Origin of the sequence: Bacteroides sp. AM37-9 (assembly GCF_003603455.1) — a bacterium.
Lineage (GTDB): Bacteria > Bacteroidota > Bacteroidia > Bacteroidales > Bacteroidaceae > Bacteroides > Bacteroides xylanisolvens.
On the sequence record NZ_QTNF01000006.1, the window covers coordinates 133,549 to 158,222 of the forward strand.

Genomic DNA, 24,674 nt, shown 5'->3' on the forward strand with positions numbered 1-24,674 from the left:
ATTTCACACTGATTCCATAAATGACTTGAACTTTTTTTTATCCGGCAGAAAAAAAGAGTCCTTTCAAAATTCTCCCTTATTCCTTTGCCACTCATCAGATGATGTGTATATTTGCGAATCATAAACATATCACAAATATGAAAAACGAAGTCGACGGAAGGCGGGAAATAGCCTCGCGAAACACGGCCTGGGCTAATAACATTGCCCGCAAACTAACTCGTTGGGGTGTCACTCCCAATCAAATTTCCATGATGAGTGTATTCTTCGCTATGATAGGTTGCCTCCTGCTGATTGGCACAGTTATTTATCCCGGCTTCAATAAATATGTAGCCTATATTCTGTTCATCGTTTGTATGCAGTCGCGGTTGCTCTGCAACCTGTTCGATGGGATGGTTGCCATTGAAGGAGGAAAGAAAAGCGCCAACGGAGATCTTTATAACGATATGCCCGACCGTTTTGCCGATGCATTATTCATCATTCCCGTCGGGTATGTAGCAGGTGGATTCGGAGTCGAATTGGGATGGCTGGGCGCCCTTCTTGCTGTTATGACAGCTTATTTCCGCTGGATAGGAGCCTATAAAACACATCAGCATTTCTTTAATGGTCCGATGGCCAAACAACACCGCATGGCATTGCTGACACTGACCTTTGTAGTCGCCACCTGCACCATCCATTCAGGATACGACCGGATGGTATGCTTCATCGCTCTAATCATTATCAACATCGGTCTTATCGCGACACTGATACATCGCCTGTACCTCATGTCACACACAACAAACACTGAAATAAAATGAAAAATCTACTGGATAAAATATTCCCTACATTAAGCGATGAACTGATTATTGTCATCTCGCTTATCATCGGATTGCTTGTTACGGCAAGCCTTATTCTTTTCCTCGTAAAAAAGATATCTCCGAAAACAAATATCAGCGAACTCGCCGCACGCACGCGCTCATGGTGGATTATGGCGGGTATGTTTATCGGCGCTGTATTTATCAGCTATAACATTTCTTATTTCTTCCTTGCCTTTCTCTCTTTCATTGCTTTCAGAGAACTTTATTCTGTATTGGGATTCAGAGAGGCAGATCGCGGAGCACTGTTTTGGGGCATACTGTCTATCCCCATTCAATATTATCTGGCTTACCTTGCCTGGTATGGAGCATTCATCATCTTCATTCCGGTAGTCATGTTCCTCGTATTGCCTTTACGGCTGGTTTTAAAGGGAGACACACACGGAATCACCAAGTCAATGGCACTCTTGCAATGGATTCTGATGCTTTCGGTATTCGGTATCAGCCACCTCGCTTATCTCCTGTCGCTTCCCGAACTACCGGGATTCAGTTCCGGAGGACGGGGTCTGCTGTTGTTCCTTGTATTCCTTACGGAAATCAATGATATCATGCAATTTATCTGGGGCAAACTTCTCGGACGGCATAAGATTCTTCCGAAAGTAAGTCCGAACAAGACATGGGAAGGTTTCCTAGGCGGTGTCATCAGTACCACTGTCATTGGTTACTTCCTCGGTTTCCTGACTCCCCTCTCCGCTCCTAACGTTATTCTGGTTAGCGCCCTCCTTGCGATTGCCGGCTTCTCGGGAGACGTGGTCATCTCCGCTATCAAGAGAGATAAAGGAATTAAAGATATGGGGAACAGTATTCCCGGTCATGGAGGAGTATTCGACCGGATAGATTCGCTGTCCTACACTGCTCCTGTATTTTTTCATTTAGTTTATTACATTGCATATTAAACGGAGAGAATGGAAAAAAGATTCATGCAAGCTGCTGCGATGCAGATTATATATAAAGGTGTTTTCCAATGGTTCCTGAAATTAATCGTAGGGGTTCAGTTCACCGATTGCCGCTTCCTTAAAAAAGAAAAGCAATTCATTATCCTTGCCAACCATAACAGTCACCTGGACACCCTAAGCCTGTTGACTTCCCTGCCCGGCGATCTTTTGTGGAAAGTCAAACCCGTGGCAGCAGAAGACTATTTCGGGAAAACCCGCTTTCAGGCTTCTATCAGCAACTTTTTCATCAATACGCTTCTTATCAGAAGAAAAGGGGAAAAAGATTCGGAGCACGATCCGATCCGTAAGATGCTTGAAGCCATCGATGCCGGATATTCACTGATTCTCTTTCCGGAAGGAACCAGAGGGAAACCGGAGCAGATGGGAAAAATAAAATCCGGCATTGCCCGTATCCTGTCACTACGACCTGAAGTGAAATATATTCCTGTATTCATGACCGGTATGGGACGCTCTTTACCCAAAGGAAAGATGATCCTGTTGCCATACAAAGCATCTATCTATTATGGTATGCCCGCTTTGGTAAAGAGCACGGATACACATGAAATATTGGAGCAGATAACAGGTGATTTTGAAAGAATGAAAGAAAAATATCAAGTCGTTATCGACGAAGAAGAGGAATAGATGTTGTTTTTCAAAAGAAACATATCGAAACTATCGGACGAGGAATTACTGATACACTATACGAAGTCCGGCGATACGGAATATTTCGGTGAATTATATAACCGATATATCCCGTTACTGTACGGACTTTGCCTGAAATACCTGCATGATGAAGACCGGGCACAGGAAGCAGTCATGCAGTTGTTTGAAGATTTATTGCCTAAACTGGGAAATTATGAGATAAAAGTTTTCAAGCCATGGCTCTACCGGGTGGCGAAGAATCATTGCCTGCAACTTTTACGGAAGGAAAATAAAGAAATTCCGTTAGATTATACGGTTAATATTATGGAATCTGACGAATTTCTGCATCTATTAAGTGAAGAGGAAAGTTCGGAGGAACAACTGAAGGCATTACATCACTGTCTCGAAAAGTTGCCCGAAGAACAACGGACCAGTATTACGCGTTTCTTTCTGGAAGAGATGTCGTATGCCGACATTGTGGAACAAACCGGATTTACTCTGAACAATGTGAAAAGCTATATCCAGAACGGAAAGCGAAATTTAAAAATTTGTATTAAGAAACAAGCCCTATGAAACTATTGGACTACATACGAGGACTCCGCAAAGGAAAAGAGGCCCACCGACTGGAACGAGAGTCGATGCAGGATCCTTTCCTGGCCGATGCTATGGATGGTTACAGCCAGGTGGAGGGAAATCACGAACAACGGATCGAGAAACTGCGGATGCAGGTTTCAGCTCATTCGGCAAAGAAAAAGAACACCCGTGCTATCACTTGGAGCATCGCTGCCTGTCTGGCTATCGGATTCGGTGTCAGCAGTTATTTCCTGTTCCTGAAAAAGAGTATGACGGACGAAGTGTTCATTGCCAAAGAGAGTGTTTCCTCCAAGTTGGCTGAACCCGCAATTCCGCCCACTCCGGCTATTCCTGCAACTCCAACAGTTCCGGCAACTCCACAAAAGGAAATCGCATTGGCTACCGCAAAGGTAAAAACGGATTCCACTCCTGCTTCCGAAGATTCCACTCCTGTTTCCGAAATTACTGCGAGACAAGCGGATAAGAAAGATATGATTGCCAAAATCCAAGCGACTTCCCAACCACAACAAGGTACGCCGCCTGTGGCAACTGTGCCGGTAATGGAGGAAGTGTCGGAAGAGACTGCCGCATTGCAAGAAGTAGTAGCAACGATGGATACTTTCGAATCTGAATCTGATAAGAAAATGAAGTTGGCTAAGGTAGCGACTATCCTTCCTCAAAAGAACATGATTAAAGGGAGAGTGACCGACGAAAAAGGAGAACCACTTATCGGAGCCAGTGTGACATATAAAGGAACGAATATCGGAACCATCACAAATATGAATGGAGAATTTTCGTTAGTCAAAAAGGATGATAAGAAACGATTGACAGCGGAGTATATCGGATATGATCCGGTAGAAATCCGGGTAGATACCAGCCGGACGATGCTCATTGCCATGAACGAAAACAAACAGGCACTTAACGAAGTGGTGGTAGTGGGATATGGCGCTAAGAAAAATAAGAAGTCAACAACCCTCGGAAGCGATGCGAAGGTTAAGGAACAGGCAGAGAAAGAGATCACTCCGCAACCTGTCATCGGTAAACGTAGCTATCAGAAATACCTGAAAGAGAATCTCGTTTGTCCGACAGATGAAAAGTGTGCACAAGTGAAAGGGAAGGTTGTATTAACTTTCCTTGTTAACAAGGAAGGGCGTCCCTTCTACATCAAAGTAAAAGAGAGCCTTTGCGAGTCTGCCGATAAAGAAGCAATCCGCCTGATTCAGGAGGGACCGGACTGGATTTACGGCAACAAACTGGTAGAAGTCACTGTCAAATTCGAATAGTGGGAAGTCACTAAATCCAAGTTCCCTTACGCCATAAGAATTCGAGTGGTCCCTGTTTATGACGGGCAAGCCACCAACGGCTGAATATCAGCTGAACAGTGAAGATAAGCAGTGCGATAAGCAGGCTTGCCGTTGCTCCGGCGTATTTGTACATGGCTAATCCAAATCCATAATAGATAATAACTCCCATGATAGATTGAGAGATGTAGTTTGTCAGACTCATACGCCCGTAAGGAATCAGCAGACTTTGCCAGCCATATCCTTTCTCTTTCTTAAACCAAAGCAAGGTGAAAATAGAAACTAGGATAATCATAAACGCAAAATTGGCATAGGATGGAACGGCAATCTTATAAGGAATTTGTACGGACGGATTGGTGAGTAAGTCCGGCACAAAGGTTTTGAGGCAATAGAGAGGAATGAATGCGAGGACGGCACCTTTCAACATCTTCTTCCAAAAGCGTACAGACTCTTCGCTCTTTATTAAATATTTCCGGCGTCCCAGCAACATTCCGAACATGAACAGAGCAGCCGTCTGAAACAAACGACCATTTTCTACTTGCCAGATATTGCTGTATAATTGTCCGTCGGAGATGTTGGAACAGAGTACTTCGAAGAAATTACCATTGGCAGTTACCTCCTGCGCACGTATGGCATAAGGCATATAATGACCGGTTGCTACTACGTAGTCGGGATTTATCATCGCATAAATGGCACGACCCCACTCATAAGGCTGAAGAAGCAGAATCAGGGCAATCCAAAAGACCGTTTTGTCCTTTAGCTTACACACGGGTATCAATGCAAAACCCACTACCGCATAGAGTAAAAGAATATCCCCGTTATAGAACAGGGCATGCAACTGCGCAAACAGAAAAAGCAAACACATCCGCCAGGCAAATCGTCCGCGAAAGTCTATACCACGTTTCTCCGCGTTATGAAACTGAATGTAAAAACTAAAACCAAACAACAAGGAGAAAGTAGCATACGCCTTTCCCGCAAACAGGAAAAACAGGATGTCCCATGCATATTTATCAATTGTTTGCAACCATGCAGGCACATTCTCCGGTACTAAGAACAGATTATAATGCTCCAGATTATGTAATAATACAATTGCCAAAAGGGCAAATCCGCGCAGAGCATCTACTACTCCAAGACGTTCGGACGTTTTTAGTGTTTGAGTCATTAGTCAGATATAATTATTCCATTTTTTAATGCCGGTAAAATTAATGGAAATATTTGAAACACAAAAGCTTGTAAATGTTAAAGGAGTTGCCCCTTATTCTTTATCTTTACAGTGTGTGTGTGTTTCTTATCTGTGGAGACTCTTTATCTTTTATATTAATTCATAACTAGCCATCTGTATTGGCATATCCAAATTATGAAGCACTTTCTCCAATAGAATACCCTCGCGGTTATCATATTCATACCCGAAAGTGGCACGGATACCTTGCAGGATAAACTGTGTGGCACGGTCCAATGCCATCGGCAGACTGTCTCCCTGCATCAAAGAGCCGGTAATGACACTGGTGAAAGTATCTCCCGTGCCGGGATAATGTGCAGGCAGATAAGGGCAGGTCACTTTCCAGTAGCGGTTTCCCTGACGGTTATATGCATAGACAGATGTTTTATGAGGCTCATCATGTACAGGAACACTGGTGATGATAACCACTTGCGGACCTTTGTCGGACAAAAGACGAAGATATTCTTTCAGCTCTTCATCCGTGTTATCTGCTTTATAGGGTTTATCCAATAAATAAAACAGTTCCGTCAGATTGGGGGTAATCACATCTGCTTTCGTGATTAAGTGACGCATCTCTTTTATCATCTCTCCATCAAAGTTGGTGTATAATCGTCCGTTATCTCCCAACACCGGATCGGCAACGATCAGGCTGTCCGGCCGACGAAAGTCCCTGATAAAATCAGAAACAATCTGAATTTGTCTCGGAGAACCCAAGTATCCGGTATAGATAGCGTCGAACTCTACCTCCAGTTTCTTCCATTGGGCAATAATCTTCGGCATTTCGTCCGTCAGGTCGAGGAAGGAGAAACCGGGATATTGCGTATGATTGGATAATACAGCCGTAGGAAGCGGACAGACCTGAAAACCCATGGATGAAAGAATAGGAATGACGACGGTCAGAGATACGCGCCCCATTCCCGAAAGGTCATGGACGGCGGCTATTTTCTTTACTTTATTGGCATACATATAATTTATAATTAAACGTTTTACTACTCTTATCCTACAAACTCATTTATCTACTATGGACAAACAGAAACAGATATCCTATTTACATCAAAGGAGATTCGACTATATTCTCCAAAAGACTCTATTACATCCGATGGAAGCCGGACTTTATCCAAACAGAGCCTCTATTTACATCAAACGGAAGCTCTGTTTATATGAAACAAAGGCTCTATTTCTTATCAATAGAGCCTCTGTTTTTAAGCGTCAACGGAGTCTCCATTTCGTTTGTACTAACAAATATAAAACTCCATTGTTTTGAAACCAAATTTATTTTAGAATAATCAACACGGAAACATTAGGTCAATATCACTAACACGTCTCGTGCCCCATGCGCTCCCATCACTAAAGCCTGCTCAATATCAGCAGTCTTTGACGGACCGGAGATGAACGTTCCGAACTGATATTCCTGTCCGTCCAGTTCGCGGTAGGCGTCATACATGGTATCTACAATTTTATTCCGGTCGAGCAGAATGACCAACTTCTCCGAAATAAAATAGATTGCTTTATATTTCACCGTCTGCGGTATCCAGATGGCTCCGTTTTCGGCTACTCCGATTTCTCCTTTCACTACGGCAACATCTGTGCCGTCCAACTCTTTCGGATCATCCAAATTATCGGGATTGAACGTAGCGCAGGAAATATCCGGCAATACGGAAGCAATGCGCATAGCATCCGGGTAAGTCCGTCTTATGACTGTATTCACATCTTCCCCTTCACCCAATACAACTGCCGTACCACCCACTGCACGGCTGATTGCACAGAACTGTTCTATCTTATCAGGATATGACAATCGTTTCATATCCGCAATATCCGGTTTATCATAACGCGTCTGCGTATGCTGGCGGATGCTGGCTAATATATCTTCTCTACTGCTCATTTGGATTCCTCCTTTCCTTGTACTTTGTTTTTCTTCCACATTTCATTGAACGACTCGCTGGCAAATTCCGGCAGTTCACGCCCCTTTCCCCAATCGTCGAGATCGTTGTATTTCATGAAACGAGGCAGGCTATTTACCACCGGGGCTGCCCACAAGGCTGCGTTGAACAATGCCGGACGCTCCATCAGGAACTTCATACCACCGGACATGATCTTCTTTCCCGTATTGGCTTTTCCCAGTCCGTCCAAATCCTGACGCCATTTGTAAATCTGTTCGGCCAAATCTACTTTCACCGGACAGACATCGGAACAGGACATACACAGAGAACAGGCTGAAAGATTATCATAATACTTCTCCGGAGCGTGGGCCATACCCAAGTTGATGCCAATAGGTCCGGGGATGAAGTACGTATAAGAGTAGCCTCCACTCCGGCGGTACACCGGGCAGGTGTTCATGCACGCACCACAACGAATACAGTTCAGTGTCTTGATATGGTCGGGCTTGGACAGTAAGGCACTCCGGCCGTTGTCTACGATGATAATATGATATTCACCGCCTTCGCGGGGACGGCGGTAATGAGAGGTATATGTTGTCACCGGTTGTCCGGTGGCCGAACGGGCGAGTAATCGGGTGAACACACCCAATGCGTTCAGATCCGGGACGATCTTTTCCATACCAAAAGCGGCAATGTTCAGTTTTGGGTAGGAAGTACCCATATCGGCATTTCCTTCATTGGTGCAGACCACAATGTCACCGGTTGAAGCGACAGCAAAGTTAGCGCCTGTCATGGCGGCTTCGGCATTGAGGAAGAGATGGCGCAGGTTCTTACGTGCGGCATGAGTCAGGTAGGTAGGGTCAAAGTTTCCCTTTTCCGTGCCCATCTCCTTTTCGAATAGTTCGCCTACCTGTTCCCGTTTGATGTGGATGGCAGGCAATACAATGTGGCTCGGTTCGAGATGCATCAGTTGCAGGATGCGTTCGCCCAAATCGGACTCTACGACATCGATGCCCCGCTCCATCAGGAAAGGATTCAAGCCACACTCTTCGGCGAGCATGGATTTGCTCTTGATGAAATGGTGGACGTTATGCTCATTCAGTATCTCGTAGACGATGGCGCAGTATTCATCGGCATCTTTTGCCCAATGTACGATGGCGCCGTTGGCGGTAGCATTCTTCTCAAACTCCAGCAGAAGTTCTTCGAGGTGGCTGTTGGAGTATAGTTTCAACTCGCAAGCCTTGTTGCGCAACTCTTCCCATTCGGGAACTTCCTTGCTCATCTTGTCCCTTTTGGCACGGACCATCCAAAGGGTTTCGTTATGCCATGCTGCCATCTTGCTGTCCTGCAAGAACTTTTCGGCAGCCTTTGAATGTTTTGTACTCATGATTGCGACGCTAGAATTTCTACAATATGGATAATCTGAATAGGCAGATGCTCCCGTTTGATGACACCTTGCATGTGCATCAGGCAGGAACTGTCCGCTCCGACAATATACTCGGCTCCGGTAGCGATATGATCTTTTACCTTATCACGCCCCATGCAGACGGAGACTGCCTGCTCTTCCACCGCAAACATTCCGCCAAAGCCGCAACACTCGTCAATATGGCTGGGCTCGAATACTTCGATGCCTTCTACCAGATTGAGCAGGTCACGCAATTTATTGTAATAAGGGATATTCAGTTCGGTGGGAGCGGAAATCAACAGTTCGCGCACCCCATGACAGCTATTGTGAATACTGACTTTATGAGGAAAGCGTGCAGGAATTTTGGAAGGTTTCAAGACATCGTGAATGAACTCACAAATATCATAAATCTTTCCCGCACTCTGACAAATATGTCCTTCTTTCTCCAAGATGCCCGGATGATTCTCTTTCACAAATGCCACACAACTGGCGGAAGGGCCGACGATGTAATCGTATTCCCGGAATAGATCGTCAAAACGGAGTGCCAATTTCATCGATTCATCTTCAAAACCGGCATTTGCCATCGGTTGTCCGCAACAAGTCTGATCCAACGGATAATCGACGTCTACTCCCAAACTTTTCAATAGTCTATACGATGCCACTCCCACATTGGGGTAAATAGCATTGATATAACAAGGAATAAACAAACCTACTTTCATACTATATTTTGTAATAATTTAAGCTTCTTCCGCATCACCCGTCTATTTTGTTCAACGGATGTCGATTAATTTGTGTGTTTGCAGGCTGAGTCTCCATTTGGGATGTCGCATTACACAGTCCACTGTTGAAGCAGTGTTATTACAAGAACAAGGCTGGAGGAAAAAATGTTCGGCCGGAAGTAGTTCAAAAATACTTATATCTTGTCCTTCATAGACCACTTTCACTTCATCCATCCGGTCGATGGCAAGTTTCGCCCCTTGTTTGGGGGAGCAGGTCACCCAGTCGATAGCTGCCGGCAGGGGGCGTGTACCGTTGGTTTCGATGGTCACATATTTGCCTGCCTCATGCAAACGGTCGATCAATTCATCGTCTATCCATAAGGAAGGTTCGCCGCCCGTAAGGACAACGGTGACGGCAGGATATTTTTTCACTTCGGCGATAATTTCATCGTCGGTCATCATTTTTCCTTCTTCGTGTTGTGTGTCGCAAAAGTCACATTTCAAGTTGCAGCCGGAAAAACGGACGAATATGGCCGGAGTTCCGGTATGGTAGCCTTCGCCTTGCAAGCTGTAAAAGATTTCATTAATCTTTCTCATCATCAAAATTTGTTTGGTTTGCTATTCTTGTCCTTCTGTGCTGCCGGGATCTTTCTCGTAGATGACAATGTTTCCTTCCGATTCCTGCACTTCTACTTTATAGCATTGAGGAATCTGTTTGCATACCCACCGGGCGATATTCTCCGCTGTGGGATTAAATGGGAGTACTTCGTTCAGATTTTGATGGTCGAGTTTCTCCGTGACCACTTCTTTGATGCGGGTGAAATCTACCACCATTCCTTCGGAGTTGAGCCGCACGGAACGGCAATAGACGGTGATAATCCAGTTGTGACCGTGTAAACTGGCGCATTTACTGCGATACGGAAGTACCAGCTTATGAGAAGCCGAGATCTCCATGCGTTTGATTACTGTAAACATGAGTGTATGTATTTTAATAGTTACACGCATCTAATGTCACCTCGATGCAACGGCAAAGGTAATATAAAATAGAGTTTTCATCCAGCAAAGAGTGTTATTTTTTCCCTTTTTTTGCACTATCTTTGCCGCATGAAAACTCTATATATTGTTTTAGGTAGTATTTCCCTTGCGCTCGGTATTCTCGGCATCTTTCTGCCGTTACTGCCCACTACCCCTTTTCTATTGCTCACCGCCGCCCTTTATTTCAAAGGGTCACCCCGATTATATAACTGGCTGCTCAATCATCGGCACTTCGGTCCTTATATCCGCAATTTCCGCGAAAACAAGGCGATTCCTCTCCGTGCCAAAATAATTTCTCTCGTATTAATGTGGGGAACGATGCTTTATTGCATTTTCTTCCTAATACCTTTTATATGGGTAAAGATTCTCCTGGGATTGATAGCCGCAGGAGTCACTTATCATATTCTTTCTTTCAAGACATTGAAATAGTGTGATAGTCCCTGCCGTGCATCGGCAAGTTTATCTTCCCAATGTTTCACGGAGTTCTGACCAATAATATCAGTCACGTATTTCACGGAAATAAACGGTATTTCTTTTGAACGGCAAACAAATGCCTGTGCGTATGCTTCCATATCTACAACATCTCCGCTAACGTGAGTCAACTCGGTGAGGAAACCATCTCCTGTATTGCAGATTCCATGTTCCGTCCAATGCGTGCAATAACCTTTTTCTTCGAGCAGAGCTGATGAATCGATCTCACACTCCAATCCGAACTCTTTCATTTTCTGCATATCACGGTCTACAAACTTGCGGCATACAAAAATATCCCCTACCTGATGGTTGACTGTTCCGGCACTTCCGATATTGAGCACCAAGTCCGGTTGTACCTGACGGATTGCTTCTGCCAGATGAAAGGCTGATTTAACTTTACCAATGCCTGTACGAACGTAGTAAGGTTCTATATCCGGCCATTTAATCTCTACAAATTCGCCTTGGACGGCGTAGGTTATTAATATTTTCAACATGGGTTTCTCTTGATTTATGAATATGCAAAAATAGAATTTTTATTGGAGATAAGCCACCCTAGTCGTACATAATCTCCAAAAAAACATAGATAAAAAATAATTGCTGAACATTATTCCCATTAATCAAAAATTATACATATATTTGGATGTTGGATACATAAACACAAAACTATAAAACTATTCGTTATGATTATGAGTACAGTAAGAAGAACGGTTTTATTGCTGTTCATTGCATGGGGAGGATATTTCTCTTTAAATGCGCAAAGTAATTTAGAGACTTCCTCTAAGGGAAAAGATGCCGAAGTTTTATTTAAAAGAAAAGATGCTGAAGTCAGTTTCCCAAAATGGTTGGAAAATCAATTACTCCACAGAGATATACCATTTAGTGCCAATCTCAATGAGGAGGACATCTTGTTCAGCAATCTAGTTTATGCCAATACTACTCCGCTTCAAATTGAAATTGTCACTGATTTTGCAGTAAGCCCAAAAGGTAAAATCAGTAACATAATTGTTGAAAAGCCCGCTAATGTAGCTTTCGCCAACGAAATACAACGATTGGTATCTAAGTCCGGTCCTTGGAAAGTGTCAAAAGAAAATAGAGCTAGAGCACACTCAAAGCAACAGTTTATCATTCCACTTAACCTGAAAGGTAAACCTGTTATGTTGGACAAAGCTCCTGAATGGGGAGAAATGAATCAAAGAGTATATTCCAAAAGATATAATCTGACAAGGTATCTACACCAAGTTGCCATGCATATTTATAGCCGGACTGCCAATCATGTGGAAAAACTGGAATTTCCGGATGCCGCAATATTTTCAATAATGGGAGTATTGCAATTAAACTTTAATATTGATAAAACCGGAAAGTTCTCCGACTTGAAATATGTGCATGATTTATCCGGGATTCAACTGGGATATTTCATAGAAGAGCAAACTTTTCCCGGACGTTTTTTTAGTACTGAAGTGAAATGGCAACCTGCGGTAATGAATGGTGAAGCTGTCGGAGTATCTGTTGAGGCTAAAATTGATTTCAATAAGAAAGAGATTTCGTGGGATTGTTATTTGAATAATTAACGCCCCAAAAATACTTCAATAAATGGCATAAGAGGGGGGAATAATCATTCAATAAGATATGCAAAATACTTATATACTAAATCATTAATTGACATCTCCTTTTGTTCAAAACGCATTTTGTCCAATGAAGAAATTCTTTCCTCTACAGTTTTTTGTTTCTTATATATAGAAGAAATATAGTCTTTTCCATCACGATTTATTAGTACAGAATCTGTAAAATCAGATATTTGAGTATCTGATTCTACATAATTTAATGTATATGACACATCCCTGACACGCCCCTGTATAGGCGAAAGAATTCCCTTTGCCACTAAATCCTTCACATCCCTAGTAGCTGTATCTAATGAAACTTCGGCCAACTTGCTCCAATTTTTTGCAGTAAGTTTTCCTTCATAGCCATTCAGATATATATTGAGGATCATTCGTTGTCTTTCAGTTATAATGCTCCCCGAATGAGTTTTCCAAAAAATCGCTTTATTCAATATGCCGCTTAACAAGCCATTGGATTCATCAATAGCCCGTTTAAGACAAGCCAGATACCATTCTAACCATTCTGTAATATCACCATTTCCACGTTGAGCCTGTTCCAGCATACGATAATAAGCCTTCTTTTCCTTATTAATCTGCATAGACATACTAAAGAATCGCAATTTACTGCGATCTGTCTGGGATAATACCATATCTGATATAGCTCTCGCAATACGACCATTCCCATCGTCAAACGGATGGATACATACAAACCAGAAATGAGCAATTGCAGACTTTAATAATGACGGAGCTATATTGGGGGCATTAAACCATAAAAGAAATTTATCCATTTCGTCATATACACGTTCCGGCCCGGGAGCACGATAATGTATTCTTTCCCGCCCAAATGTACCGGAAACAACCTCCATAGCTTCAGTACGATAACTTCCCACTAAAATATCAGAAAAGCCACTTTTACCTGTTGGGAAAAGTGCGGAATGCCATCCGAATAATCTATCATGTGTTAACGGAGTTTCGTAATTCATTATAGCATCAAGCATCATCTCGACCATTCCATCAATATAATGCGTCGGTTCTTTCACATCGGGTACAGCTACACCTAATTTTCGGGCAACGGAAGAACGTACCTCTGCTGTATTCAAAGTTACTCCTTCAATTTCTGAAGATGCAACAACATCATGCGTCACAGCTTCCACCGTAGCGATCATCTGACTATCAAATCCAATTGTACTTAACCTTCCAACAAGATATCCGATAGCCCTGTTTGTCAGGGCTATCGCATCTGACAATCTTTCAGCGTTCCATCTGAATGAACTCCAATTTTCTATTTCATGGATAAACATACCATCAGTTATTTCTGCAAAAATAACTATTAAATTGGAGTTATCTATAAAAATGCGGTTAAAAGAGGTATGATAAGCCGCAAATTTTGCGGTTAATTAATGAGATTAAACCGCATTTAATAAAAACAAGGCATATTCATCACGCTTGGTTTGAAGAATCATTCAAACCAAGTACGAAACTTCCTTATGTGGAGTACCCAATATTACTTTTTACTATCCGGCAACGGATTAATAGCCCCCCTTTGTGTACAAGTATATGCCGATACATCTACCGCTTTGCGGTGTGATTCAGCAACCGACGCCCCTCTAAGTATGTTCACAACAAAGGTAGCAGTAAACGAGTCGCCTGCACCTACAGTATCGGCCACCTCGACTTTAGGTGTGTTTATGGATGACACTTCCCCACTTACATCATATATGCCACTACGTACTGCCCCCTGTGTGAATATAACATATTTGAGCGAGAAACGAGCAATGAGTTCTGCGATAGCTTCCACAAAATCAGTCGAAAGGGAAAGAAGAGAAATCAATAACGGCAATTCGTCTTCATTCAATTTGAGCACATTTGCCTTTTGCAAGGATTCCACAATCAAGTCTGTCGAATAAAAACGTTGCCTGATATTAATATCAAACACCTTCAAAGAGGTATCCGGCACGGCATCTATGAGTCTCAAGATTGCAGCACGTGACTTTTCACTTCGTTGTGCCAAAGAGCCCCAACAAACAGCATCTGCATCGCTGACAAGTTTCATGGTCGCAGGACTACACTCGATAGCATCCCAAGCAACATTCTCAACAATCTCATATTGCGGTACACCGGCCTCATTCAACGACACAAGCACTTTACCTGTCGGCAAAATATTACGGGAAATATATCCTAAATCAAGTCCGGTCTCTTTAAGCACCGCAAATGTTTCATCACCGAGTTCGTCGTCACCTATTGCCGTAACGGGATATGATTCTGCTCCCAATTCCTTCGCAAAAAAGCAGAAATTGATAGGTGCTCCACCGAGTCTCTTACCTTCCGGGAAGCAATCCCAAACAACTTCTCCTATACCTATTATTTTCATGGTTTTATAGTTTAATAATTATTTTCATGGATGTTGCACTATGCTCGTCTATAAATTTATATGCCTCGTCATACTGCTCGAACGGGAAATGATTCGAAATAAGCGGTTCGAGACGGATAGCTCCCGAACTTACCTGATCGATAGCCGTAAGATAATCTTCATGGCGATACATCATCGTTCCGTTCACCTTCAGTTCGTGCTCTCCCAAATAGAACATATCAAGCGACGGATCCTTGCCAAATACCGCCACTACAACGATGGTACTCCCTTTTTCAATACACTCCATAAGCGAACGAATACTCGACTCAACTCCGGCAACCTCAAACGCAGCTTGAAAATCTTCATCCCCGAAAAGCCTCTTCGCTCCTTCTTTGAGCGGCGTCTTAGCTACATTGAGCGTATCTATTATGCCACATTTACGAGCGATTTCAAGTCTGAAATCACTTACATCGGTAATAAGAACCCGTTTGGCTCCTCTTGCCTTAGCGAACTGCGCCACGAGGTTACCGATTGTTCCGGCACCCGATACAACCACATTCTTACCTTTCAAGTCCCCGCCACGCATGGTTGCATGCGCAGCTACTGCCACCGGTTCTATCATAGCCCCATAATCAAGTGACATACCTTCAGGCAACACCGCAACCCTGTCATCATCAACCACAAAAAAGTCTTGCGCAGCTCCATTTGCCTGAAAAGCCTGCACTCTTAGCTCTTCACAAATATTATACTCTCCCCGCTGACAAGGCTTGCACTTCCCACACGCGAGTTGCGGACGTGCGGTGACAACGTCACCCGCCTTGCAGATCGTAACCGCCGCCCCCGTAGCGACTACCACTGCCGAATATTCATGCCCCTGAACTACCGGATAGAAAGTTGCCGGATGACATCCGTGATAAGAATGTATCTCACTTCCACAAATACCAATTCTCTTAATATTCAGAAGTACCTGATGTTCTTTCAGGTCCGACGCCTTAGGCGCCTCAACTTCACGAAATTCAATATGTTTTGGTTCTACTAATACCGCTTGTCTCATTTTATACCATATTTACTTAAAATTTCTATTACCGGAGTCTCTATTGACTTCGCCCAAAGTGCATATCCATAACTACTTGGATGAGTTCCGTCGACCGATGTCTCATGCGCATCGGAAGCATCAGGCGTAATCAGATAAACGTCTTTATATTTCGGGTTCGTGAGGATTTTCGCAAACAACTCCTCTACGGTTGCCGCCTTAGCCCGTTCTTTCGCATCAAGAACTGTATCGAATGAACGTCGTTCACGATAGATAGTACGCTGAAATATCAACGGAGTAGCCGGATGTGCCGCTATAAGCCGATCGATAAACGGCATCAGGCGCTCTCTTATCAGTTCTGCGTCAGGATTTGAAAAAGTATCGAATATAAAGGCATCAGCCTTGACTTCCGCAAGAACGTCGAGCATGTAAGGCTGCATCAGGCAACGTCCGCTTGTTGCGAGCGACACGACTTGAAGACCTGTATTACGCATAAATTGCATGGGATAACTCATACCGGATCGATCCGTGCTCACTCCCTGCGTAAACGAAGAGCCATATACCGCTATCCTGTGACGAAAATCGGACTTCAACGGTTCGATAACAGCATCGTCATCTATCCCTATCTTACAAGAAATGACCTCCGAATACATCGGCATATACATCATACATTCGTGCATCGTACCATCCATATTCTCAATGAGCGTGAATGTCTCGGTTTTCTCGCCCTTATACGCTTTCAATGAACCGCTTGCTGCATATTGCCATTGACCGTCTGCATTTTTGATATAAAGATCATATCCTTTATAAGAGATCGGCATGGTTGAATGGCTCGAATATACATATCCCCACTTTGTCGTAATCTGTATATTACGCGTGTTCGTTTTAAACAACACAGCCATACCGGCAGAGCAACGGAGTTGTCGATTCTCCGTCCTGTTAAAACCTTTATAAACCAATGTATCGACTCTATGATACGGATTGGGAGTCGATTCAAACGGCTTACCTATCAGGTTAAGCGTTGACGCCTCCGTCTGTTTTTGTGCCGAAACCGACAATACGCACGAAAGCGACAGAACAACCGTTATGAAAAACTTCTTCATTGCCTTGGATTTTTTAGTTGTTTACTGTAATAAGACTTTCAATCCTTCCGCTACCTGCATAGCATAAAACTGCTCATACTTTTCCATAAACACAGGATATTTGTCCAGTCCCAATGACACAAAAGGTGATATCTTCAAGAACTCGGCCGGCGATCCTCCCGAAATCAACTTCCTGTCCGCCGGGGTGATGTGAGGTTCGGAGATAGCTATATTTTCACCGGACTCGGTGCGCGCACCTATCAGGTATTTGCAATAAACAGCTATCAGGAAAGCCTCTATCGAAATATCCTTCCCATCCTGCAACATCTGTTTGAGTATGGGTACCACATAAACCGCAAACTTAGCAATGCCATCGCCGCAAAGCCGTGATACCTGATCGCTGATCGCCTTGTTTGAAAATCGTTCGATAAGCTGGTCTTTATACGCTTCAAGGTCAACGCCTTCGGGAACCGGAACATAAGGAGTAACGTCCCTGTTCATAAACAGCTTTATCATTGCACGATACCTCTCGTCTGCCATTACAGCATCGACCTTCCTGAATCCTTCCATATAGGCAGGATAAGAAAGAAGAGTATGTGACGCATTGAGAAGACTTAATTTCATGATTTCATACGGGGTCACATCATGGGTGAATGTAACTCCCACCTTCTCCCATGCAGGACGGCCTGCAATGAAATTATCTTCAATCACCCATTGTATAAAGTCTTCACAACACACATCTGTAACCTTACCCGGTTTTGTTACGGGAGTGATTCGATCCACCATCGAATTCGGGAACGTCACTTTCTTTTTCGCCCACGCTGCCACCTCGGGATATTTCGCTTCGAAGTATGACATAAACGCACATTTGGCGGCATTGCCGTTCATCTGCATGTTGTCACACGAAAGAATCGTAATCGGCAAATCTTTCTCCATCCGGCGTTTAAGTCCTTCGGCTACATACCAAAACACACTGCGCGATTGGTTAAAATCAACCTTATATCCCCCTTCGGTAATGGTGAGAGAGATGATTTTTATCTCCTCCGATGCTATTTTAGCGATGATAGGCTCACTATCTATTTCCCCCCATGCCAGTTCTACAAGCGAACCAATCAGCATACTATCCTGTTCGCCGGAAGGGCTGCATGTCGTCAACTGATATATGCCGTCGTCTTTCTTGAGGGCGTTGAACAAGACCCCGTCCGTAGGCATAATCATGGCTCCGAATACCCCCCAGCATCTTTGTGAAGGATCTTCAAGTAATAGATTTGTGTAAGCTTCGAGATGTGCACGATGGAAGTTTCCAACGCCGAAATGTACTATTCCGGCCTTTATTTCAGCACGATTATAATTAAAAGTCTTCATACGATAATTTCAATGTTTCGGCAAGTGATTTTTCCACCTTGTCGCAATGTTCTATATAGAATTTATAAACCTCATTCCATTTGTAATAAGATGCTTCAACCGCTTCCAACGGCAACCGGAGGTCTTTTTCATTCAGCATAAACTTAACTAAAACGTCCGGATTGCCTTCTGATTGGTAAAAGATCATCTGAAGGTTCGCACCCATCGGAATATCCCAATACTTCCAACTCCGTAACGCTTCTTTGGAATTACTAGCCTCCCGCGCCCACGTCCCGGCTTGCAAATTGGTCAAGATGGCCATCAGAACGCCATCGTGTCCGAAGTTGAGATTGATACCATGACGCTTGCGCACCAGATCTTCGGCAGATTCGTCTAACAAATGGCGTAACGTGCGGGATGCAAGTCCCCAACTACGCCCGTGAGATACCGGTTCAGGACCTTTCTGCGCAAAATACTTATAGTTCTCGATTTCCGCCCAAGCCAATATTTCCTCTTCTGTAAAAATATCCCATATAGGCACTTGGCGGTCGAGGCATTGCATCAGCGATGCCATTAACCAGAAACGATGGATCAGGTCGTACTTGTCATACTCACTTTCTACTTGCGTAACATCTATAAACAGTCTTGTAAAAAAAGCATCCACATCCAACTTTTCATCTATATATGAACGATATTTCTTATACCAACTGTTTTCTTTACCGAGTATATACTTATCAAGCGGACTCCTGTCGGGACATACGTTACCGTATGGATTCAGTGTGGCAAGGAACGAACGGGAGTTGTCTATCTCCGCCCATTCAAGCCCGGGACGCAGCGACAAAATGCCCGAATTTACAGATTGCATGGTGGCCGCCACCCGAAGCACATTCGTTGCGTTAGTCTTCAAATAGGGATGGCCTTCAAATACTTCCGGATAATTTTGTACCATCCTCCGGCCTATCTCCCTTGTCTGACGATAACCGATTTGCGTCAGATCGCCTTCTTTGTAAAACACATTCTTCTTGAACGGTTCAAGACGTTCGTACAAGGCTTTCCCAAAATCGGTAAGGTTGTTTGTGGCATGAGCTTTCTCCAATACGCCGTATATGGCAGGATAAGTCACCTCATCGTCTATCTGACGCGCTCCGTGACGAAAATAGCCGTTTATATAGAAAGGCGTATATCCTTTGGGCGCCGGCGTAACCGGATGTGAAAGATCGGTCACATAATACACGCCGCCCGCACGTTCCGGGTCCCTGCGTATCTCGTCGAGAGGATTTTCGGCCACCGGCTTTTCTTTCGGAAGAGAGAGTTTGAATATGCAAGGAAGATCAGACGTCTTTTTCGCATTCGTATTGGTATTGACATACATAACCCCGTCTTTGACCACAATATCTTCCGGTTCGTAAATAACCTGTTCCTGCACATTGTATCGGGCAGTAATCGTCCGCCTATCCGTATCGTACACCCGGATGCAGGAAGGACGGCTGTCATCCTGTTTCCCAACTCCGAAGCAGAAATAGATTTTACCATCATGCATACAGCCCGCTTGTGTGAACCATACCTCATAGGGGAACACCACCTGATCGAGAATGTCATTTTCGTCGAGGCGCACCTTTGCCCCCTCACTCAACGATGGTATACGGAATTTGGTGGCGACATACTGGTTTTCCCATGCATGCTTTGTCACCTTCGCCACAGTACGTTTACGCGCCGAAAATATCCATATAAATCCCCGTTCCCGATCGACCAGCCAGCTTGGTGCGCCAAAGATGGGGACATACCCTTTCTCCGCCCACTTCGAGCCATCGAGTTCAATTGTCTGTGCGATTTCGCTGCTAAAACGTTTTCCACGACGGGTGATGCTCTCCACAAAGCACAACCATTCCAACTCGCTTCCTACCTTCCCGTTTGTGATATACAAGAGAGGAAACGATGCTCCGCGTTTTGTCTCGACGCCAAAGCATACATTATTTACATGGTTGTCCGGATGGGAGGACGCCAACTCAAAGCCTGCCACAGGTTTCGGATCGGCACTTTTGAAATCATAGATATTCACGTGCCCTCCATCCTCGCACGAGAATATGTAATCATCCCATATTTCAAGTCCTTGCTGTGCCCGCCCCCGTCCTTCCTTTGCCAGGAAGACAGAGCACTCTACCTCTTTCTCCGGCTCTACATACAACTGGGCGATAAGGGGAATAGAGATCAGTAAGCACACGACAGACAAATATATCTTTTTCATAAGTATGCTCTATAAATTTAAAGTATGATTATGTTCTACGTTAATCGAACAGCTCTACGCCTAACGACTCAAGCCGTTTCTGCAACTCTCCTACATCGAGAGCCCGCGGAGTACAGTGCTGCGACGCACTCATGGCAGCAGCAATACCAACTGCCTCTCCCATCGCCATGCAAATACTCATGACACGATATGAAGCGTGAGCTCTGTGAGTACCCGATATACACCGTCCCGCCACCAGAAGCCCTTCCAAGCCCAACGGGAGAAAACAACGATACGGCAAATCGTATGGTTTGCAATATTGGATGGTTGGTTCCGCCTGTCCGGCTCCGTCAGGATTATGTATATCGACAATGAACAATGCTTTATGTACCACCACATCGGCAAAACGGCAGCCTTCCGCCATTTCATCGGCATCAATCACATAGTCGCCCATCACCCTGCGGCTTTCGCGCACTCCGGTTGTTGTACCACTTCCGATCACTCTACAGTTTTCGTAACCCGGCAAATTTTCTTTCAAGAATTGAGTCAGGAGGCGTATCTGTTGCCTAAGTTCAAGATCGGCGGTGAAAATAGAGCTTACCGAAGTTATATCCACCCTATTGACTTGTGTCGTATTTACCTGACGGCAACCCGGTCTGACCGATGGATGCAAACGCACGGCAGCAAGCATCCGGGGAAGTTTGCCCTCATCGGCTTTCTTCTTACACCAATCAAGAAAACACTCGCCATTCAATTGAACATTGTCTACATCTCCAATGCAGATAATTCCTTTCGATTCATCTACGCCATCAATGGTGTATTCAAGGGTTACAGGCTGCATGAGTCCGTCAGCACGTCCTTTTTCTATTTTTGCACCGGCAAGAAAAGATACTATGGCATCACCGGTACAGTCAATCGTAACCGCGGCTTCAAAACAGAGCGTCCCCTCGTTACTTGCACACTTAATACCTTTTACCACCTTTCCGTCACGAATAACATCCGACACGCAACATTGCAAAAAGACATCGATGTTCTTTTCCCTGGCGACAAACTCTGCCAATGTAAGTTTTGCCTCTTCGAAATCGTGAGCATTTCCATGCTCACCAATCCAGTCATTGTCTTTGACGCCAAGAATAGCACAAACCTCATCGCGCATCGTGTTCTTGCTTACACTACCGAGAATAGGGCCGACATACCCGGCGGTCAGGTTACCTCCGATGACTCCATATCTTTCGATAAGAGCAACACGTGCTCCTTGCCGGGCGGCGGCTACAGCCGCACATATCCCGGCAGGACCTGCACCTGCTACTATTACATCATAATATTTTGTATTCATTATCTGCTTGTATATGGACCGGAAATAGTCTTAACAGTCATTGCCCCGTCAGAATCTGTGATTGTCACAACTCTATATTTGTTTCCCCCGTCGGTCACACGAACTACAATATGTCCATCATATCCCTTTACTCTCGCAGCCTCTTCCGCCGTAACCCGGTCGTCTACTCCGCTGGGGCGATCGCCCTGCCAGAAGTTAGTGATAAACATGTCACACGCAGGGAGCGTTGTCTCCATCGAATTCAGTATATCGGTACGGGGATGACAATCTACCCACGAATTGACAACAATCGTTTGTGGATTGAGTGCTTTCAGAGCATCCACCTGATTGGTGTTGGTTACACCGTGATGGTTAGCTTTCAATAGTTCCACCTGACCCACTGCTTTTGCACAGGGCAGTTCGGCATCTTTCCATGCATGACTCGAACGTCCGTTATACTGAAGGTCACCACCGGCAAAGAAATCAAAGTTGCCATACGAAACTTTCATCACACAACTGGTTATATTCTCCGGCGGACAATTGTCACTGGAGGTAATGTTCTTGCTGTTTTCGTATGAAATCTCCGAGAGTTCAGGGAATGTCTTCTTTGTGGTAGTACCCGAACCTGTCCAGATCTCTCCATTCACTGCCACGTTTTGCACCTTTGCAGTAGGGTACTTTGCAGGATTATACTTCTGAACGATCTGATCATTCGCCCCTGCTTTGAATATCGCAGCATCGAACTTTTGATTGGCGACATGCCATTTCACTGCATTGATATAATTGCTGCAACTTGGAGCATTGTCTGCCATTGTCGCCATATTAAACGGATAGTTATAATCGGGATAGCCACGATCAAGAAGCGTACCAATCTTGAAATTGTCGAAAATCTCGGCAAAACCTATCAACGAATAAGTGTCGGAATTGGAAGATTTCGGCAAGGAAGAAGTATAACCGCCGAAGTGGTCATTATGGAAGTGGGTAAGTACGGCATAATCAATCGTACTGTTACCTGTCCATACCATACACTTACGAATGTAATCAGTTATAATCTGTGAACCACGGGTAGAAGTCAGAGTCGGATCCCAACGACTACGGATACCGGTGTTGGTCGTATTACTATTAGAGTTGGTCGTAACACTCGAACTTGCGGCATCAATAAGCATTTGCGTACCATCCGGGAATATTACAAACATGCTTTCACCGGTAGTTGTATTGATGAAATGAATATCCATCACACCCTCCTGCCAGGCAGGAATCGTTTTACCTACCTCTATTTCAGTGGCAGCATCTTCCCCACCTCCATCCGGACGAATCAAAAATGAATGAGACTCATTGGAGCTGCATCCTACAATCGCAAGAATGAACAGACTAAGTATAAATATTAACCTTTGCATGCTATATGAAGATTTAAAAACATCTCTCCGCCTTCAATGCTGACGGCAAGACGAATATAATTACCAAAATTTGAATTTACCTTTATAATATGTTGGCCAAGTCCTTTGAAGATTACAGGCTCACTACCGTCGTCAGCCCAATGTATGCCGTCTTGCGATAGTTGTACACGACCTTCGAATACGGGATCTCCTTCTATTTTCTCAACCATAACAAAGAATATAGCCTCATCTGCCCAACCAGCCTCGTAAGGATGAGTGAAGAAAGTACCTTTAAAGAACTTCTTTACCTCAAGATGGGAATCATTAAACATTTTCATATATTACATTCCTCCTTTTATTCTTGTGAAACAACAACAGAATCTATATAAAAGAATACACGACGATTGGTATCAGTACCCACCCAGAAAAGAGGATTGATAAGATTGTCGATGCGTCCATATCCGTCAACGGTATCGGCTGCAATGCCACGCATATCCCAAATTTTGTCCTGACATTGGAACTCTACATATTCACGAAGCTCTGTGTCAAGTTTCAGACGCATGTATTGCCAATTGAGTTTACAGTCGGTCTCATTGTAAATGAGTTTCTGATGACCATCTTTCAAATCCTTGAATCCATCGTGGTCGCCATTAGGATAACGGCGGCCGAACCACCAGGGATCGACTCCCCTCTTACACCAGTCTCCGTCAAGTCCATAAGCCCAATCGCGGTCGGTTATGTCTTCATTGGAATGTTCATACTGCCACTTCTGCATTAATTTGCCATCTACTGCATTGAGATAGCGAATTCCTACATGGTAACGTTTTCCACCCTCCTGTACATCGAATCCCATACCAAAATCGCGGATGGAACTCTCATGCAAACCCGGTTGCGGACGGTCACCGCCATCCACCACATCCTGCTCCGCCGTGTATGTAAACCAACATTCTATCTGCAAATATTTGCAGCCCGGACGAGAGAACGAAAGCCGCTTAATGGCATGTCCCAGACAACCTTCCGCCGGAATCTCCGTATAAGGAGCGGCAACAGGTCTTGTCGAAAGTTTAAGAGAGTAAGTGCCGGACATTGCCCCGTGAGTGCCCGGATACCTGAAAGTAGCGGAACTAAGCATGACCGGTGGCCACTGGTCTTTATTGACCAATGTCTTGGGAACATCAAAATCGGGATATTCCGTAAAGTTAGGCATCAATGTCATCCAGCCGTTAAAGCCAGTGTTGAATACATCATAGCTCAACACCCTTTTCAATGGTTGATAGCGACTGCGCAATAAAATTTCTCCAATGCTCATAATATCATTTATTTA

Annotated in this window: 25 protein-coding genes; 7 read left to right on the forward strand and 18 right to left on the reverse strand. The window is 44.2% G+C overall.

The features are described from left to right. The first annotated feature begins 137 nt into the window (after nucleotides 1-137). The 5 genes from DW862_RS06380 to DW862_RS06400 are packed head-to-tail and all read left to right on the forward strand — an operon-like array spanning nucleotide 138 to nucleotide 4,284. Entirely contained in the window at nucleotides 138-794 is a 657-nt protein-coding gene (locus DW862_RS06380) for a CDP-alcohol phosphatidyltransferase family protein (RefSeq protein WP_008644284.1), read from the forward strand. Further along, nucleotides 791-1,747 (forward strand): phosphatidate cytidylyltransferase, encoded by a 957-nt coding sequence (locus DW862_RS06385; RefSeq protein ID WP_008016953.1) that lies wholly within the window; start codon nucleotides 791-793, stop codon nucleotides 1,745-1,747. The genes DW862_RS06380 and DW862_RS06385 overlap by 4 nt, the downstream gene beginning before the upstream one ends. A 24-nt stretch (nucleotides 1,748-1,771) precedes the next feature. After that, a complete protein-coding gene (locus tag DW862_RS06390; protein ID WP_165861890.1) occupies nucleotides 1,772-2,428 on the forward strand; it encodes a lysophospholipid acyltransferase family protein in 657 nt (218 codons plus the stop codon). Next, the gene (locus tag DW862_RS06395) at nucleotides 2,429-3,001 is read left to right on the forward strand and encodes an RNA polymerase sigma factor (RefSeq protein ID WP_004325078.1); all 573 of its coding nucleotides are present in this window, start codon (nucleotides 2,429-2,431) and stop codon (nucleotides 2,999-3,001) included. Next, a complete protein-coding gene (locus DW862_RS06400; protein WP_120067501.1) occupies nucleotides 2,998-4,284 on the forward strand; it encodes a carboxypeptidase-like regulatory domain-containing protein in 1,287 nt (428 codons plus the stop codon). The genes DW862_RS06395 and DW862_RS06400 overlap by 4 nt, the downstream gene beginning before the upstream one ends. A gap of 10 nt (nucleotides 4,285-4,294) precedes the next feature. On the opposite strand, the gene DW862_RS06405 is transcribed toward DW862_RS06400, so the two are convergent. The 7 genes from DW862_RS06405 to DW862_RS06435 all read right to left on the reverse strand — a co-directional run bounded on the left by DW862_RS06405 (nucleotide 4,295) and on the right by DW862_RS06435 (nucleotide 10,497). Beyond that, nucleotides 4,295-5,464 (reverse strand): DUF418 domain-containing protein, encoded by a 1,170-nt coding sequence (locus DW862_RS06405; protein ID WP_008775568.1) that lies wholly within the window; start codon nucleotides 5,462-5,464, stop codon nucleotides 4,295-4,297. A gap of 150 nt (nucleotides 5,465-5,614) precedes the next feature. After that, nucleotides 5,615-6,487 carry a pyridoxamine kinase gene (locus DW862_RS06410; protein ID WP_004304792.1) on the reverse strand — a complete coding sequence of 291 codons (873 nt, stop codon included), beginning with the start codon at nucleotides 6,485-6,487 and terminating at the stop codon, nucleotides 5,615-5,617. A gap of 334 nt (nucleotides 6,488-6,821) precedes the next feature. Beyond that, nucleotides 6,822-7,403 carry an LUD domain-containing protein gene (locus DW862_RS06415; protein WP_008021058.1) on the reverse strand — a complete coding sequence of 194 codons (582 nt, stop codon included), beginning with the start codon at nucleotides 7,401-7,403 and terminating at the stop codon, nucleotides 6,822-6,824. After that, on the reverse strand, nucleotides 7,400-8,785 hold the full coding sequence (locus DW862_RS06420; protein ID WP_120067502.1) for a lactate utilization protein B: 1,386 nt from the start codon (nucleotides 8,783-8,785) through the stop codon (nucleotides 7,400-7,402). Before DW862_RS06420 ends, DW862_RS06415 begins: the two co-directional genes overlap by 4 nt. Further along, nucleotides 8,782-9,522, reverse strand: coding sequence for a (Fe-S)-binding protein (locus tag DW862_RS06425; protein ID WP_120067503.1), 741 nt, complete (start codon nucleotides 9,520-9,522; stop codon nucleotides 8,782-8,784). The genes DW862_RS06420 and DW862_RS06425 overlap by 4 nt, the downstream gene beginning before the upstream one ends. 51 nt (nucleotides 9,523-9,573) lie before the next feature. Continuing rightward, a complete protein-coding gene (locus DW862_RS06430) occupies nucleotides 9,574-10,119 on the reverse strand; it encodes a radical SAM protein (RefSeq protein ID WP_032843967.1) in 546 nt (181 codons plus the stop codon). Between the two features lie 21 nt (nucleotides 10,120-10,140). Next, nucleotides 10,141-10,497: a 6-carboxytetrahydropterin synthase gene (locus DW862_RS06435; RefSeq protein WP_120067504.1), complete on the reverse strand. Its 357-nt coding sequence runs from the start codon at nucleotides 10,495-10,497 to the stop codon at nucleotides 10,141-10,143. Nucleotides 10,498-10,626: 129 nt separating this feature from the next. On the opposite strand from DW862_RS06435, the gene DW862_RS06440 reads away from it, so the two are divergent. Next, a complete protein-coding gene (locus DW862_RS06440; protein ID WP_004304786.1) occupies nucleotides 10,627-10,986 on the forward strand; it encodes a YbaN family protein in 360 nt (119 codons plus the stop codon). Here the strand turns inward: DW862_RS06440 and DW862_RS06445 are convergent. Further along, entirely contained in the window at nucleotides 10,956-11,522 is a 567-nt protein-coding gene (locus DW862_RS06445; RefSeq protein WP_118408606.1) for a nucleosidase, read from the reverse strand. The two genes, DW862_RS06440 and DW862_RS06445, sit on opposite strands and share 31 nt — an antisense overlap. 186 nt (nucleotides 11,523-11,708) lie before the next feature. Between DW862_RS06445 and DW862_RS06450 the strand changes: the two genes are divergently transcribed. Continuing rightward, complete coding sequence (locus DW862_RS06450) at nucleotides 11,709-12,596, forward strand: hypothetical protein (RefSeq protein ID WP_120067505.1); 888 nt, start codon at nucleotides 11,709-11,711, stop codon at nucleotides 12,594-12,596. 44 nt (nucleotides 12,597-12,640) lie between these two features. Here DW862_RS06450 and DW862_RS06455 read toward each other — a convergent pair whose 3' ends face one another. From DW862_RS06455 to DW862_RS06500, 10 genes are all read right to left on the reverse strand, one after another. Beyond that, complete coding sequence (locus DW862_RS06455; protein WP_120067506.1) at nucleotides 12,641-13,927, reverse strand: Fic family protein; 1,287 nt, start codon at nucleotides 13,925-13,927, stop codon at nucleotides 12,641-12,643. A gap of 203 nt (nucleotides 13,928-14,130) precedes the next feature. Next, the gene (locus DW862_RS06460) at nucleotides 14,131-14,997 is read right to left on the reverse strand and encodes a carbohydrate kinase (protein WP_120067507.1); all 867 of its coding nucleotides are present in this window, start codon (nucleotides 14,995-14,997) and stop codon (nucleotides 14,131-14,133) included. A 4-nt stretch (nucleotides 14,998-15,001) separates the two neighbouring features. Beyond that, nucleotides 15,002-16,030 (reverse strand): zinc-binding dehydrogenase, encoded by a 1,029-nt coding sequence (locus DW862_RS06465; RefSeq protein ID WP_120067508.1) that lies wholly within the window; start codon nucleotides 16,028-16,030, stop codon nucleotides 15,002-15,004. Further along, nucleotides 16,027-17,112, reverse strand: a complete 1,086-nt coding sequence (locus DW862_RS06470; protein ID WP_120067509.1) for an SGNH/GDSL hydrolase family protein — start codon at nucleotides 17,110-17,112, stop codon at nucleotides 16,027-16,029. Before DW862_RS06470 ends, DW862_RS06465 begins: the two co-directional genes overlap by 4 nt. 21 nt (nucleotides 17,113-17,133) lie before the next feature. Beyond that, nucleotides 17,134-18,456, reverse strand: a complete 1,323-nt coding sequence (locus tag DW862_RS06475; protein WP_004308303.1) for a mannitol dehydrogenase family protein — start codon at nucleotides 18,454-18,456, stop codon at nucleotides 17,134-17,136. Continuing rightward, on the reverse strand, nucleotides 18,443-20,680 hold the full coding sequence (locus tag DW862_RS06480; protein WP_120067510.1) for a histidine phosphatase family protein: 2,238 nt from the start codon (nucleotides 20,678-20,680) through the stop codon (nucleotides 18,443-18,445). The genes DW862_RS06475 and DW862_RS06480 overlap by 14 nt, the downstream gene beginning before the upstream one ends. Nucleotides 20,681-20,720: 40 nt before the next feature. Further along, on the reverse strand, nucleotides 20,721-21,995 hold the full coding sequence (locus DW862_RS06485; protein WP_004313401.1) for an FAD-dependent oxidoreductase: 1,275 nt from the start codon (nucleotides 21,993-21,995) through the stop codon (nucleotides 20,721-20,723). Continuing rightward, a complete protein-coding gene (locus DW862_RS06490) occupies nucleotides 21,995-23,371 on the reverse strand; it encodes a ComEC/Rec2 family competence protein (RefSeq protein WP_055235857.1) in 1,377 nt (458 codons plus the stop codon). Before DW862_RS06490 ends, DW862_RS06485 begins: the two co-directional genes overlap by 1 nt. Next, complete coding sequence (locus DW862_RS06495) at nucleotides 23,359-23,688, reverse strand: hypothetical protein (RefSeq protein WP_004304776.1); 330 nt, start codon at nucleotides 23,686-23,688, stop codon at nucleotides 23,359-23,361. Before DW862_RS06495 ends, DW862_RS06490 begins: the two co-directional genes overlap by 13 nt. 17 nt (nucleotides 23,689-23,705) lie before the next feature. Next, on the reverse strand, nucleotides 23,706-24,659 hold the full coding sequence (locus DW862_RS06500; RefSeq protein WP_004304775.1) for a DUF6772 family protein: 954 nt from the start codon (nucleotides 24,657-24,659) through the stop codon (nucleotides 23,706-23,708). Between the last annotated feature and the right edge of the window lie 15 nt (nucleotides 24,660-24,674).